This window comes from Pseudomonas sp. Ors-4-3C, assembly GCF_055755035.1.
Map to the genome: position 1 here is coordinate 2,502,745 of NZ_CM146900.1, position 13,047 is coordinate 2,515,791.

At 56.5% G+C, this 13,047-nt stretch carries 13 protein-coding genes and 1 pseudogene; 10 read left to right on the top strand and 4 right to left on the bottom strand.

From position 1 onward, the window contains the following. The first annotated feature begins 351 nt into the window (after positions 1–351). From ACVHNU_RS10985 to ACVHNU_RS11005, 5 genes are read left to right on the top strand one after another with little or no spacing between them, the layout of a single operon-like run. Positions 352–2,424: a type VI secretion system Vgr family protein gene (locus ACVHNU_RS10985; protein WP_473019700.1), complete on the top strand. Its 2,073-nt coding sequence runs from the start codon at positions 352–354 to the stop codon at positions 2,422–2,424. Beyond that, positions 2,421–3,269, top strand: coding sequence for a DUF4123 domain-containing protein (locus ACVHNU_RS10990; protein WP_473019701.1), 849 nt, complete (start codon positions 2,421–2,423; stop codon positions 3,267–3,269). Before ACVHNU_RS10985 ends, ACVHNU_RS10990 begins: the two co-directional genes overlap by 4 nt. After that, positions 3,266–4,111 carry a hypothetical protein gene (locus tag ACVHNU_RS10995; protein ID WP_473019702.1) on the top strand — a complete coding sequence of 282 codons (846 nt, stop codon included), beginning with the start codon at positions 3,266–3,268 and terminating at the stop codon, positions 4,109–4,111. The genes ACVHNU_RS10990 and ACVHNU_RS10995 overlap by 4 nt, the downstream gene beginning before the upstream one ends. Then, complete coding sequence (locus tag ACVHNU_RS11000; protein ID WP_473019703.1) at positions 4,104–4,970, top strand: hypothetical protein; 867 nt, start codon at positions 4,104–4,106, stop codon at positions 4,968–4,970. The genes ACVHNU_RS10995 and ACVHNU_RS11000 overlap by 8 nt, the downstream gene beginning before the upstream one ends. 8 nt (positions 4,971–4,978) lie before the next feature. Next, positions 4,979–7,204 (top strand): lipase family protein, encoded by a 2,226-nt coding sequence (locus ACVHNU_RS11005; RefSeq protein ID WP_473019704.1) that lies wholly within the window; start codon positions 4,979–4,981, stop codon positions 7,202–7,204. 90 nt (positions 7,205–7,294) lie between these two features. Here the strand turns inward: ACVHNU_RS11005 and ACVHNU_RS11010 are convergent, their stop codons facing one another. Beyond that, the gene (locus ACVHNU_RS11010) at positions 7,295–7,591 is read right to left on the bottom strand and encodes a hypothetical protein (protein ID WP_201137581.1); all 297 of its coding nucleotides are present in this window, start codon (positions 7,589–7,591) and stop codon (positions 7,295–7,297) included. Positions 7,592–8,082: 491 nt separating this feature from the next. On the opposite strand from ACVHNU_RS11010, the gene ACVHNU_RS11015 reads away from it, so the two are divergent. After that, a complete protein-coding gene (locus ACVHNU_RS11015; RefSeq protein WP_473019705.1) occupies positions 8,083–8,352 on the top strand; it encodes a DUF2790 domain-containing protein in 270 nt (89 codons plus the stop codon). Between the two features lie 90 nt (positions 8,353–8,442). After that, complete coding sequence (locus ACVHNU_RS11020; protein WP_103483539.1) at positions 8,443–8,841, top strand: hypothetical protein; 399 nt, start codon at positions 8,443–8,445, stop codon at positions 8,839–8,841. On the opposite strand, the gene ACVHNU_RS11025 is transcribed toward ACVHNU_RS11020, so the two are convergent. Beyond that, positions 8,838–9,107, bottom strand: coding sequence for a DUF1652 domain-containing protein (locus ACVHNU_RS11025; protein ID WP_007964586.1), 270 nt, complete (start codon positions 9,105–9,107; stop codon positions 8,838–8,840). The two genes, ACVHNU_RS11020 and ACVHNU_RS11025, sit on opposite strands and share 4 nt — an antisense overlap. Positions 9,108–9,478: 371 nt before the next feature. Between ACVHNU_RS11025 and eco the strand changes: the two genes are divergently transcribed. After that, a complete protein-coding gene (gene eco, locus ACVHNU_RS11030) occupies positions 9,479–9,964 on the top strand; it encodes a serine protease inhibitor ecotin (protein ID WP_473019706.1) in 486 nt (161 codons plus the stop codon). 21 nt (positions 9,965–9,985) lie between these two features. Beyond that, positions 9,986–10,291: an NIPSNAP family protein gene (locus ACVHNU_RS11035; protein WP_003225174.1), complete on the top strand. Its 306-nt coding sequence runs from the start codon at positions 9,986–9,988 to the stop codon at positions 10,289–10,291. Between the two features lie 30 nt (positions 10,292–10,321). Here the strand turns inward: ACVHNU_RS11035 and ilvA are convergent. Next, positions 10,322–11,317, bottom strand: a pseudogene (gene ilvA, locus ACVHNU_RS11040) (threonine ammonia-lyase, biosynthetic); the annotation flags it as partial. A 351-nt stretch (positions 11,318–11,668) separates the two neighbouring features. Between ilvA and ACVHNU_RS11045 the strand changes: the two are divergent. Next, the gene (locus ACVHNU_RS11045; RefSeq protein WP_473019707.1) at positions 11,669–12,004 is read left to right on the top strand and encodes a DUF2834 domain-containing protein; all 336 of its coding nucleotides are present in this window, start codon (positions 11,669–11,671) and stop codon (positions 12,002–12,004) included. A gap of 118 nt (positions 12,005–12,122) precedes the next feature. Here ACVHNU_RS11045 and ACVHNU_RS11050 read toward each other — a convergent pair whose 3' ends face one another. Continuing rightward, entirely contained in the window at positions 12,123–13,046 is a 924-nt protein-coding gene (locus ACVHNU_RS11050; protein WP_473019708.1) for a magnesium transporter CorA family protein, read from the bottom strand. Position 13,047: the final 1 nt, after the last annotated feature.

Here is a 13,047-nt window from a genome sequence, read left to right on the forward strand (position 1 = left end):
TTGCGCCGGGGCGCAGTTAGCCAGAAAAATAGCTCCCGTCCCGGGTCAAAAACAGCCGGGAAGAAGTGGACACGCAGGGGTGAGCCGCAATGATGGCAGATGGCTTTTACGGGCTGAAGGCGACTTTAGTCTGAAACTGACTGGCTATTCTTTGGCCTGCAATTGGCTAAAACCGCCTGCTGATCAATGGATCACGACTGCGAAGCCCCCGGTTTCATTGGGCCAAAAAGCCGATCTAAGGGTTTTCCCTATACGTCGCAGACCCCATCCCTACGGCATTTGCGCCTTGAACGGGGCGGTTTAATCCTCCATCATCCGTCACCTGCTTATTCAATGGACGGAATTCAAGGCATGCTGGACGCCAACGCTACCCACATTACCCTTACGCTCGAAGGCGCCTCCGCCGACCTGCAAGTGCTCAGCTTCACCGGTCGCGAAGCCCTCAACGAGCCTTTCCGTTTCGACCTCGAACTGGTCAGCGCCCGCCCCGACCTCAAACTCGAAGAGCTGCTGCACAAGCCCGGTGTCCTGACCTTCGGCGCCACCGGCGAAGGCAAGATTCATGGCCTGGTGTACCGCATCGAGCAAGGCGATTCCGGCAAGACCCTGACCCGCTACAGCATCAGCCTGGTGCCGCAACTGGCCTATTTGCGGCACAACCATGACCAGCAGATTTTCCAGAACCTCACGGTGCCGAAGATCATCGCCCAGGTGCTGGAAGATCGCGGCATCCTCGCCGACGCCTACAGCTTCCAGCTCAACGCCGAGTACCCGCAACGCGATTACTGCGTGCAGTACGACGAGTCCGACCTGCATTTCATCCAGCGGCTGTGCGAAGAGGAAGGCATCCACTTCCACTTCCAGCACAGCAGCAGCGGGCACAAACTGGTGTTCGGCGACGACCAGACGGTGTTCCGCAAACTCAAGGCCGTGAGCTACAAGCAAGACTCCGGCATGAGCGCCGATAAACCGGTGATCAAGCGCTTCAACCTGCGCCTGGAAACCCGCACCACCCGCGTCAGCCGCCGCGACTATGACTTCGAAAAACCGAAGATCCTGCCCGAAGGTGCAGTCAAATCCGAGTTCGCCCCGGATCTTGAGGACTACGATTACCCCGGTCGTTTCACCACCCGCGAGCGCGGCAAATTCCTCTCGACCCGCGCCCTTGAACGTCATCGCAGCGACTACAAACTCGCCGAAGGCAAAGGTGACGAACCGACCCTGACCAGCGGCCACTTCCTGACCCTGGCCGAACACCCGCGCGCTGAATGGAACGACTTGTGGCTGCTGCTGGAAGTCATCCACGAAGGCAAACAACCGCAAGTGCTCGGTGAAAACGTCACCAGCGACGTCACCGACAACAAAAGCGATTTCCACCAGGGCTACCGCAACAGCTTCCTCGCCACCCCATGGGACGCGCATTACCGCCCTGCCCTCGAACACCCGAAACCAAAAGTCCTCGGCAGCCAGACCGCGGTCGTCACCGGTCCGGCCGGCGAAGAAATCCACTGCGACCAGTACGGCCGCATCAAAGTCCAGTTCCACTGGGACCGCGATGGCCAGTCCGACGACAAAACCACCTGCTGGCTGCGCGTCGCCAGCGGCTGGGCCGGCGCGGCCTACGGCGGCATCGCCATCCCGCGCATCGGCATGGAAGTCCTCGTCACCTTCCTCGAAGGCGACCCCGACCAGCCACTCGTCACCGGCTGCCTGTACCACAAGGAAAACGTCGTCCCCTACGACCTGCCGGCAAACAAGACCCGCAGCACCTTCAAAACCCTCAGCTCCCCGGGTGGCAAGGGCTACAACGAATTTCGCATCGAAGACAAAAAGGGTGCCGAGCAGATCTACATCCACGCCCAGCGCGATTGGGATGAAAACATCGAGCACGACCAGAAGATCCGAGTGGGCAATGAGCGGCATGACACGGTTGAGGCCAACACCCTGAGCGAATTCAAGGTTGAGGAACACCGTATTACCCATCTGGATCGCATCAGCGAGATGCGCGCGGATGATCACCTCACGGTGGGCGTGACGCAGCATGTGAAGGTCGGTACAGCGCAGTTTGTCGAGGCTGGGACCGAGATTCACTATCACGCGGGTGAGAAAGTGGTGATCGAGGGTGGCATGGAGCTTACAGCCAAGGCTGGTGGGAGCTTTGTGAAGGTGGATGCCGGTGGTGTGACCATCAGCGGGGCTGAGGTGAAGGTGAATACCGGTGGTGCGCCTGGCGCCGGCACCGGCATCGGGATTCTGGAACCTGTCATACCGTGGGCCGCAGCGAAAGACAAAGCAGGTGCCCTGCTCGTCCCGGCCGCCGCACAGATGGCCTTGGCCAAAGCCGCTCGCGCTGCCGGCGACATACGTTGCCCGATCTGCGAAGCCTGCCGCGAAGGCAAATGCGATCTGGGAGCTACAGCATGAGCGAAGCACTCAACAACTGGCTAGGCGAACAGGCCAGACTCAATCGCGTGCTGATTCTGGCACTGGACAGCCTCGCCGAACCCAATCCGGTGACCTCGCTGTACAGCGCCGGCGTCATGCAACGCTCGGTACAACTTTACCGCCGTACCGAATACGCGCAGTTCGCCGCCATCAGTCCATGGCTGAGCGAATTACAGAACCCGGGCAACGATGCGTTCCGCAGACTACTCGATGACCCACAGCGTAACTGGGGCTGGATCGGCAGCATGGACAAGGCTGATCTCGACAGCCTTACCCAGCACTGGATTGCCCGTATGGTCATTGATGAAGACGGCGAGCGCTCGCTGTTCCGTTTTCAAGACAACCGGGTTCTGGCCCGCTGCCTGGGCAACATGGAAGAAACCGAATGGCCGCTGCTGCTCGGGCCAATCAGCAGCGTGCTGTATTGGGACCAGGATCAATGGAAAAGTGCAGATAACAGTAGGTCTGGGATGTATCCGGTACCGAATCCGGCGCCATGGCTCCGCACTCCGGAATCAGGCGAGCAAGCCAGAAGCATCCTGCGAGACAACCTCAAGCGCTGGTTGCTGACCTATCACGTCGATGCGGCTGCCACACTGGCCGAAACCCGAGTTGTCAGTGAATGGCTTGAGGAGCAAATGGACTTGCTGGATGCATGGGACTGGCGGACCGAAGAACAACGTCAGTTGATGCTGAGCCTGCGCCTGTCGACACAGTGCGCATCTGATATCGCCTGGGAACCCCTTTTGGGGGAGACGCCAGAAGTCCATTTTGCGCGTTGTCAGCGAGTGTTCAGTAATCCAAAAGCAGGCGTCCTGGCTTGAGAATCAGTCTTTGGCCCGCCATGGCAGTGCTACCGGCACTGGGCGGATGCAGCTTCGCGCAACAGATTGCCGAAAGCAGCGTGAGTTACTACTCAAGCGACCATTTCACGTTGATCGCCACCGTACCGGCGAACTTCGGTTTCACCTCTAAAGCACACTACTACCCAAAACCGGGCCAGACCTGCGAGGTCTACAGCTCCGGACTCGGCGGCTACGTCACCCGTCAACAGCAGAAGTCCCATACGGTTGAAGCAAAAGCGGAAGCGCAGACTGCGTCTACGGATATACCGCTGGAATATCACATTGCGGGGTGTTCGATGGAGCTTGGCAGGGTTAGTTATGAGGTGAGTGCTTCTTACGGAACGGGCGCCCGGGATCGTGATTTGGAATTTGCAGGAGGGTTAACTGTAAAAGACTCCAAGAGCGCCCCAGAACAACCTTCTAAAAATGTAATAGCACAACGTGGAATCTGTAGATGGCTTTTTCAAATCAGCACAGCGAAGACGAAAAAAGACAATATTGAGAAAATTTTGTCATGCAGCGCCGCGGACGAAAAGTGGAAAGTCCAGGCTGATTATTCCCAACAAAAAAAAATTGGGGGCACGATAGCTCGAGACATACTGTCAAAAAATATAATCAGCGTTACATTTAATTTCTCTAAAATTGAAGAACCCTCCAAAGCTAATCGCTGGATTAAAACAGCTTACGGATGGAAACCTTGTCAAGAAACGAAATATACGGCCCGATGTGTAGATCCACCTATATTTCGATCCTTCATGGCAGATGAGCGCGAATGCACCGTATATCCAAACTGCATTGAACAAGGAGCAATTAATGAGTGACCGTTATTTCCCGCACAGTGTCAGAATTGTGTTTTTCCTTGTTCTACCATTAATGGGCGCATGCAGCTTTGCCGGGCAAATTGCGAGCAACTCGTTAGAAGGGGCTACAAGCTATTACAGCGACGATCACTTCACTCTAGTTGCCACCATCCCTGCCAAATTCGGCTTCACATCAAAAGCCAAATACTCTCCTAAAGATGGAAAAAAATGCGATATCTATAGCCCCGGCCTTGGTGGAAAGGTGACACGCCAACAACAAAAATCTAATACGACTGAGGCAAAGCAAGTTGAGCAGACAGTATCTACGGATATTCCGCTTGAATATAATATCGCGGACTGTTCGATGGAGCTTACAAGCGTTAGCTATGAGCTAAGCGGTAGATACGGCCCAGGCTCCTTGGATCGCGACATGGAGTTAGCAGGTGGGCTTTCAGTTGCAGATAAGGCCTCCATCACAATAGAGTCGGCCTCTAGCGTTATAGAGCAACGCGGAATCTGCACTTGGTACTTCCAGATAAGCACATCAAAAATCAAAAAAGGCGAAATTGAAAAAATCCTTTCCTGTGAAGCAACAGGCCCTGAGTGGGAAATGACACACGATCGCTTTAAACGTCGCAAGCCTGGTGGCGTAATCGCAAGAGGTGACATATCGAACAAATCAGTCCATGTAGAGTTCAAATTATCCCCATTAGAAGAACCATACTATCAAAATTACTGGATCAAGCTCCCAGGTGGCTGGAAGCCATGTACTGGACGCTGGAATTCTAGTCGAGAAGAACTATGTACTTCGCCCCCTCAATTTAGAACTTTCAAACTGAATGGACGCGATTGCTCCGTGTATCCCGGGTGTAATGAATAAGGATTTTTATGCAGAGCCAAGAAAAATCACTGCTTTCTGATCAAGGGCGCACATGTCCGTTGCGGGGGGGCTGGATAAGTTTCCGCTTAGTAGACGAGTTCGGAGAAGCCACGCCTTATGCAGGCCTCAGCTATGTATTGACTGACTCTGAAGGTACAAGATACGAAGGGGTCTTGGACGGAGAGGCTTATGCTCGATTAACAGGGACTTACAGCGGACCGCTGATATTGACACTATCCGCCCCATACAAGGGTGGAGAAAAGATCTATGCCGATCTGTCAAACCGGAAAGATTACCCATTGCCGATAACAGAGCTGCAAGCTGCCGCAGAGCAAACACTACGACGACCAATTGGTAGCACCAGCAAAACGGGTGCATACCGCGCCTCGGCAGAAAAAGGCGAGTTTCACAACGTTGAAGTTCGTGACTTTGTTGAATTCAGCAAACATTTGCCCCCTGCTGCAGAGCTTTCAAATCCTGTGCCAGCAGGTTGCGCCAAACTCGCCCGTGATTTCGCCGGGGACAAAGTTCCGAGTTTTGGTGTAGGCCTGCTACCAGAAAAACACTATGTCCTCGAAGTTCGCGCCTTGCGCGCGTTCAGGCCGCTTCTGTCGCTGGCGCCGGAATTCAGCGCGTTGAACCTTTATCAACTGTCTCTGCTCGCCACGCTCAGTTACGGCGCTTTCGGTCAGACACCTGAGAAAGCTGATGCGGCCCCGAAAAAAGATTTTGCGTTCACCTATCCCTCGCGCGGCACCATTGGTCATGTACTGAATACTTGCCTTGCGTGTTTCGAAGAGCCGTCGAGTTACGCGGACTCCAAGAAGCCATCGTTTCCACTCGTAGAAGATGTGCCCTACTCCAAGCGCCTGGAAATCGTCCCCTTCGATCCAGAACTTTACCCGCAGAATGACCCATCCTCTGGTGAAGAACTGGAAACCCCCTCAGACGTGCATTTTTTCAATGATTTGAGACAAGGTGCAACGGACTGGAAAAATACCGACACCCAGGCCTATGCCACCCACGATGACCGGATCATCCTTATCGGTGTACGGGGTACGGCCGAAGGCTGGGACGGCTGGCGAGATGCCGATGCCAAACAAGTACCGATTGAGGGCGGAACCGGAAAGGCGCATCAAGGCTTTTATGAAGCGTTCATGGCGTTGCGGCCATTTATCGAACGCTACATTCTTCGCTTTCGCACCGACCAGAAAATCATCGTCTGCGGCCATAGTCTGGGCGGCGCCATTTCCTTGCTGCTTTCGGAATGGCTCCATCGTGAGATCACCAGCGACGTAATCCTCTACACCTTCGGCTCACCGCGTGCCGGCGACAAAGACTTCGTCGAATCCGCCAGCGGCTTGGTTCATCACCGGATCGTCAACCAAAACGACCCAGTGCCAAGCGTACCCGCCGGCTGGATGGATACCAAAAAACCGATCTGGATCACCGGCCTTGCGGCAACTGTCTCGGGTGTTTTGACGCCAGCCGCCGGGGGACTGGTGTTTGCGGCCGGCTTGACGCGTTTTGGCGGCAAGCCTTATTGGCATCATGGTGAGCAGCGCTACTTCATGCCATTGCGCCTGCCCGGTCGCGAGGTCTCGTCTGTCCTTTGGACACCCGGTTGCGAAGGCTACGAAGAAGCAGCCATGGCCAAATGCGTTGCTCAGTTGAAGAACAACGACACACCGGATCGCAAGCAATTCCTGGTTCAGGCGGCCAACGGTGCCGATCACAAGATGCTCGACGGTTATATTCCGGCATGCTGGGCATCGTTACGCCGCTGGCAGGATACAGAGAAAACCGGCGGCTACATCGTCAGCAAAACCGAATCCGACCGTTTGAAGCTGGAGGTGGAAACCTACCGCGCGCAACTGCAGCAATGGCAGACCGAGGCGGATAAGGAATTCCCCGGCGGCACTATTGAAAGCCGCCCTCAAGATCGCGCCACCGCATTCCAGCGCCGCTCGACGATGTCCGACCTTCAAGAGCGCCAGACGGCAATCAGGCAAGCAATAAAACATAACCAAAAGGAACTGAAAGCGCTTGAAGAAACACTCCTGACGATCACGCGCTTGAGCTCTACAAAGCTGACATTGGCTGAAATCTACGGCGATTGCACGGCACTGCCGGAGCTGCAAAAGCATATCGATCGTTGGGCTGAGCATCGTGAGAATCAGGAGTCGGTACGTTTGGCACAAATTCCGCGATCCACCACTACAAGCATGGCTTGAGGCAGCATCACGATAATGGTCTGATGCAAACGGCCTATGCAGTTGGAGGGAAGTCTCGTCTGACTTCCCTCCAAGCCTGATTCTAGAATTTCAAACCGGCGCCTTCCAATCCAGCATCTGCTGCTGCGCCACCTGCAGCAAATCATTGCCATCCTGCGCCAGCAGGTACAGCGCATGGGTAATGTGTGGAATGTCCTGAACATCGCCATGGCGGAAGCACATGCAGTGCAGGGTTTCGAGCAGGTCGCTGCAGGCGCGGATGCGCTGGACGGCGGACTCGAGGATGTCTTGGGGATTGGCTTGGGTGTCGATGACTATTGGTGCGCTGTCGGTGACGCCGCTGTTGAGCGGGTGATAGCGGTTTGGGAGCGGGTTTAGTATTGGCATTTTGATTACTCGATATTTTAGAAAGTAACCGCCAGTACCGTGACCAAACAGTGGGAGGCGGCCGCATGCAGGATTGGTCAACTGAGACAACACCAAAACTCAGCTCGCCCGAAGGCGCCCTGCACACAGCCGCCATAACAGCGCACTGCAAAGACATAGAAGTCCGCAGCGCAAATGATGGCACATCTGCAATGGTGTCGTGCTCAGGTGACCAAACCCGAATCGCTGATTTTGCAGCGACGCCAAACCATACCCGCCCCGCTCCCGCCGCCGAAAGCAGACAAAGCATCCATCCTTGTAGGAATCGGCCCCGCATCCCAAAGAAATCATCCCTCTGCCAGACAGCCGGCGTTCAGCCAGGTTAACCATCACTTAACGCCGCAGTCCAAGACTCTACTGAACCGCACACCTCAGCCGCTGGCTGACGCCGAGTGCGGCAGGTTCGGCCGTATGGTGCCGAACGCTCATTCCGTCGCACGGGAGTCCGATCCATGAACATTCGCACGCTACTGCTCACCTCCGCCCTCGCCTGCACAGCTTTCGCCGGACTGGCTCAGGCCAATGACACCACCGCCACAACCAAGCCTGTCCCCTATCAGTACGGCATGCCGTTGCATGTGAACAAAGTGATCTCCATGACCGAGCAACCCACTCGTCAGTGCAAAGTCGTTACTGCTGACATGAAGTACATCGACAATGCCGGGAAGCCTGAGGAAATCACCTATCGGAAAATGTCCGACGCCTGCAGTGACCAGAACTGACAGAAGGCTCTGATTTGCGGGGTTGCGGTAGGCGGTGGAGGGTTCGCGGGTTATGCTCGGGGGCCCTCCTCACTGCCGCAAGGACTCGCCATGCAGTTGTCGTTTCGTACGTTGTCGATCATCACTTCTTCGTTGTGTTTTGTACTGGCGCTGGTCTGGGGCTTTTTCCCGGAGGTGTTGCTGGCGATCTGGAGCATTGAGTATTCGTTCGCTGCCGGTTTTGTTGCGCGGCGCAGTGCGGTGCTGTTTGCGGCGTTAGGGGTGATGTTTTATCTGGTGCGCAGCGCTCCGCCATCACTGGGTCGTAATGCCCTGAGCAACGGTTTTATCGTCGGTTGTTTTGGTTTGGCAGTACTGGGTTTCGGCGAATGGCTCAACGGCCATGCCGGCCCCGGGATTCTGCTCGCGGTGCTTGTCGAGTTCGCGCTGGGCCTTGGCTTTGTGCAGGCCCGGCGCGTGACGGTCGAACTGGGTGAAACGGTGAGTTAAAGCGCTCTGGAGCGAGGACTGTAATGCTGTGGCGTGGTTTGTTGCGCCAGATCCGAGCGCAGGCCGGCAATCAGTTCGTTGATCTCGCGGCAGCCATTGAGATGGCTGGCATCGATCCCGCTGACGTGCAAATCAACCTGGTCAGTCTGGTGGTCACCGAATACCTTGACGGTCATCGACAGGTCTGGCGACAGCGTGCACTGGCAACGTTTAGGCAGAAAACTGCTTTCAATGATGTTGCGTAGTTCCAAGGCAGACAGAAACATGATGAACCTCTCCTTATTGATGAAACTGCCAATCAACCCTTCACGTTGACCGCTTTTGCTGCCCCTGCACGGGTGTTTCCCCGCTGATTCCCTGGTGCGGCAAACGGTTGTACAGCGAAATGCTTCTTGGAGTGTAGGCGCCCGAACGCGGTGCGCTGCACCAAGTAGACGCATAAACCGTGCCTTTCATCGGGTCATTTTGACCCTCGATAAATCAAGCACTTGGCGCGGTGGCCAGTAGTTGGCCAGTTGCAAATTGCAAGAATGCCCCACTTGGACACTGCAATATGCACGTCGACGCCGGTTTGCATTCATCGACCATGACAGTGAGAATGCCGGTCACTCCACCCTACACCCGCCAGGAGGCTTTCATGGGTTCTTTAAGTGCTCACGCGACAATCGGTCTGCTCATTGCCGGCCTGTCCACCTTCGCCCACGGGGCCAAACTGGAAGACGTTGCCCCTTACCCCAAGGCGGAAAACGGCTTTACCCGTCAGGTCATCTACCTGCCCAAGCAAGAACAGGAAGAGAATTTCCAGGTTGAAGTCCTTGCCGGCAAAAACCTGGACGTCGACTGCACTAGCCAGCGTCTGGGCGGCGCCCTGGATGAGAAAAATCTCGAAGGCTGGGGTTACCCGTTCTACCGACTGGAAAAAGTCATCGGCCCGATGAGCACACTGATGGCCTGCCCGCCTGGCACTCAGAAAAAGCGCGCATTTGTGCCGGTCGTCGGTGACGGCTTCATGCTGCGCTACAACAGCAAGCTGCCACTGGTGATCTACGCCCCGAAAGATGTCGAGGTGCGCTATCGCATCTGGTCGGCTTCGGACAAGGTCGGCACTGCTATTGCGGAATGACCTGAACAGGGAGCGCCAAACGTGATTACCTGCCATGTGCGATACGTGATCGATCCGTACCAACTGACCGAGTTCGAGGCCTATGCCAAGGCCTGGTTGGGCATCGTCGAGCGTTTGGGCGGCACTCATCACGGCTATTTCCTGCCCTCCGAGGGCGCGAGCAACATCGCTTATTGCCTGTTCAGCTTTCCCTCGCTGGCCGATTACGAAAGCTACCGGCACATCGCGCTGACCGATCCGGAAAGCACGGCGCTGGTGGAATCGCTGGTGCAGAAAAAATTCATCGTCAGCTACGAGCGCAGTTTTCTGCGCCCGCTACTGCCCTGAGCGTTATCACGCCGGGACGCCGCATACCGCGGCGCGCTCGGCGACGTGGCGCAGGCTGTCGAAATTGATGTTGGCGCCGGAGTCGATCGCGACGAAGGTCTGCTCGCGAACACAGTTACGCGCCACGTACTGCTTGATCCCGGCCACCGCCAGCGCGCCGGAAGGTTCGGTGATTGAGCGGGTATCGTCGTAGATGTTCTTGATCGCGGCGCAGAGCTCGTCATTGCTGACGGTGACCACCTCGTCCACGCAAAACCGACACACATCGAAACCATACGCGCCGATCTGCGCCACGGCCACGCCATCGGCGAACGTCCCGACACTGGGCAACATCACACGCGCATCCGCTTGCAACGCTGCCTTCAAGCAGGCGGAGTGCTCCGATTCAACACCGATGATGCGCACCTCCGGCCGCAGGTATTTGACGTATGCCGCGATACCGGCGATCAGGCCGCCACCGCCCACCGGAACGAAGATCGCCTCCAGCGGCCCCTGATGCTGACGCAGGATTTCCATGGCCACCGTACCTTGCCCGGCGATCACGTCCGGGTCATCGAACGGTGAAACGAAAGTGCGCCCGGTTTGCTCGGCCAATTGCAGCGCATGGGCCAGGGCAAACGGAAAACTTTCGCCGTGCAGCAACGCCTCGGCGCCCCGACTTCGCACTCCAAGCACCTTCAGTTCGGGCGTGGTCAACGGCATGACGATGGTCGCCGCCATCCCCAGTTCCAGTGCCGCCAGGGCCACGCCCTGGGCATGATTACCCGCTGACGCGGTGATTACGCCGCGTGCTTTCTGCGCATCACTCAATTGCACCAGCTTGTTGTAGGCGCCACGGATCTTGAAGGAGAACGTCGGTTGCAGGTCTTCGCGCTTGAGCAGGATCCGGTTGCCCAGCGCATCGGACAGCGCCGGCGCCGCTTGCAACGGCGTGCGCACAGCAATGTCGTAGACCGGCGCGGCAAGGATCTTTTTCACGTACTGCTCAAGCAGGACTTGCTGGTCGGGGCTGTATTTCATCGTCATCTCCGTGCGCTCTGTGTAGGAGCTGCCGAAGGCTGCGATCTCTTGATCTTGTTTTTGATTTGAGTAAAACAAAGTCAAAAGATCGCAGCCTTCGGCAGCTCCTACAGGGAGCCTTCGTTGTTAAAACCCCGGAGACAGAAAATGAAAACCCGCCTCTAGGGCGGGTTGGGTGCTGCAGTCGTGAGCTAGCCCGCCAAATGAGGAATGGCGGTAATAATGCTTGGCTGGCAGCGCAATACGGTGGAAGTCATGGGCCTGAAATTAGCCCGGCGGCGGCCGGCGAGTCAATGGCTTATTTGGGGATGCCAAGGTAGGCTGGCGATTCTGCTCATCACCCCAAGGAAGGAATACATGATGCCTGTCGCCCTGCCCCTCACGGCGTTGATTGCGTTTACTGGCTACACCGTGTCGGTGATGCTCCAGGCCGAACAGTCGTTGATCGACTTCGGTATCAGCCTGATGTCGCGCCCGGACACGGCGCAGGTGGTGATTGATCTGTATCTGCTGGCGACGCTGGCCGGGGTGTGGATGGTCAAGGATGCGCGGTCGCGAGGGATGTCGGTCTGGTCGGTGGTGCCGTATCTGTTGCTGACGGCAGTATTTGTGTCGATTGGGCCGCTGTTGTATCTGGTGGTGCGTGGGGTTCGGGAGCGCCGGAAGGTCGCAGCGGCGAACCCGGTGAGCTGATCCGGGTTTCCGGTATTGCTGAATACGCCATCGCGAGCAGGCTCACTCCTACAGAGAAACGCGTTCCAATTTGTAGGAGTGAGCCTGCTCGCGATGGCGTCGGCCAAGTCACCACCGATCACTGGGCCAACCGCCGCAGCCCAAACAACATTCCCCCCGCCCCGAGCAACATCACCATCAGAAACACCGGGTAGGAAATCCACCACGGCGTCCCCGCCGTCATCATGCTGAACTCCGACATCCCGCCAATACTGGCAATCAGGTTCAACGGTAGAAACACCACGTTGATCAACGTCAGCTTGCGCAGCAGATTGTTCATGCTGTTGTTCATCAGATTGCCGCGCGCATCGATCAGCCCGGAAAACACCGTTGAGTAGATCTCTGCCTGTTTGTAGCACTGGTTGTTCTCGATGATCAGGTCGTCGATCAACCCGATCGCCTCGCTGCCGAAGTGCTGTTTTTCCGCGTGATTGCGCAGCCGCGTCAGCACTGCGCCGTTGCTGTGCAGGGCATTGATGTAATAGATCAGGCTTTCGCTGAGGTTGAACATCTGCACCAGATGCTGGTTCTGCATCGAGGCGTTGAACTTCTGTTGAAGCTCACGGGCGACCAGTTTGATCACCTTCAGGTGGCCGAGATAATGGTGGATGTTGTTGAACAGCAAATCGAGCAACACATCCAGCGGCGCATTGAGCGGCTGGCGCGTGCCGATGCCGTGCAATGGCGTGTCGTCGGTGGCGATCACCAGCAACTTACCGGGTGAAAACAGCAGGCCGCAGGACGACACTTCAAACGCCAGGCTGCCACCGCCGGAATAGTTTTCCGGGCGCTTCCAGATCAGGAACAAGTGGTCGGGGTGAAACTCGATTCGCGAGACTTCGTCCGGATCCAGCGCCGAGGCCAGCGCGTGTTCATCGACCTTGTAGTGAGTGTGGAGCAAGTCGCGCTCGGCAGCATCGGGATTGCTGAACAGCATCACCTCGGCATCCAGCCGTTCCACCCGCTGCAACGCGCCGTGACTCAATGCGAAACTGCTGATCATC

What these genes read in the sequence shown, in the direction of transcription:
- ACVHNU_RS10985 (WP_473019700.1), top strand. Translation starts at nt 352, where the DNA reads ATGCTGGACGCCAACGCTACCCACATTACCCTTACGCTCGAAGGCGCC.
- ACVHNU_RS10990 (WP_473019701.1), top strand. Translation starts at nt 2,421, where the DNA reads ATGAGCGAAGCACTCAACAACTGGCTAGGCGAACAGGCCAGACTCAAT.
- ACVHNU_RS11000 (WP_473019703.1), top strand. Translation starts at nt 4,104, where the DNA reads ATGAGTGACCGTTATTTCCCGCACAGTGTCAGAATTGTGTTTTTCCTT.
- ACVHNU_RS11005 (WP_473019704.1), top strand. Translation starts at nt 4,979, where the DNA reads ATGCAGAGCCAAGAAAAATCACTGCTTTCTGATCAAGGGCGCACATGT.
- ACVHNU_RS11010 (WP_201137581.1), bottom strand. Translation starts at nt 7,591, where the DNA reads ATGCCAATACTAAACCCGCTCCCAAACCGCTATCACCCGCTCAACAGC.
- ACVHNU_RS11015 (WP_473019705.1), top strand. Translation starts at nt 8,083, where the DNA reads ATGAACATTCGCACGCTACTGCTCACCTCCGCCCTCGCCTGCACAGCT.
- ACVHNU_RS11020 (WP_103483539.1), top strand. Translation starts at nt 8,443, where the DNA reads ATGCAGTTGTCGTTTCGTACGTTGTCGATCATCACTTCTTCGTTGTGT.
- ACVHNU_RS11025 (WP_007964586.1), bottom strand. Translation starts at nt 9,107, where the DNA reads ATGTTTCTGTCTGCCTTGGAACTACGCAACATCATTGAAAGCAGTTTT.
- eco (WP_473019706.1), top strand. Translation starts at nt 9,479, where the DNA reads ATGGGTTCTTTAAGTGCTCACGCGACAATCGGTCTGCTCATTGCCGGC.
- ACVHNU_RS11045 (WP_473019707.1), top strand. Translation starts at nt 11,669, where the DNA reads ATGATGCCTGTCGCCCTGCCCCTCACGGCGTTGATTGCGTTTACTGGC.
- ACVHNU_RS11050 (WP_473019708.1), bottom strand. Translation starts at nt 13,046, where the DNA reads ATGATCAGCAGTTTCGCATTGAGTCACGGCGCGTTGCAGCGGGTGGAA.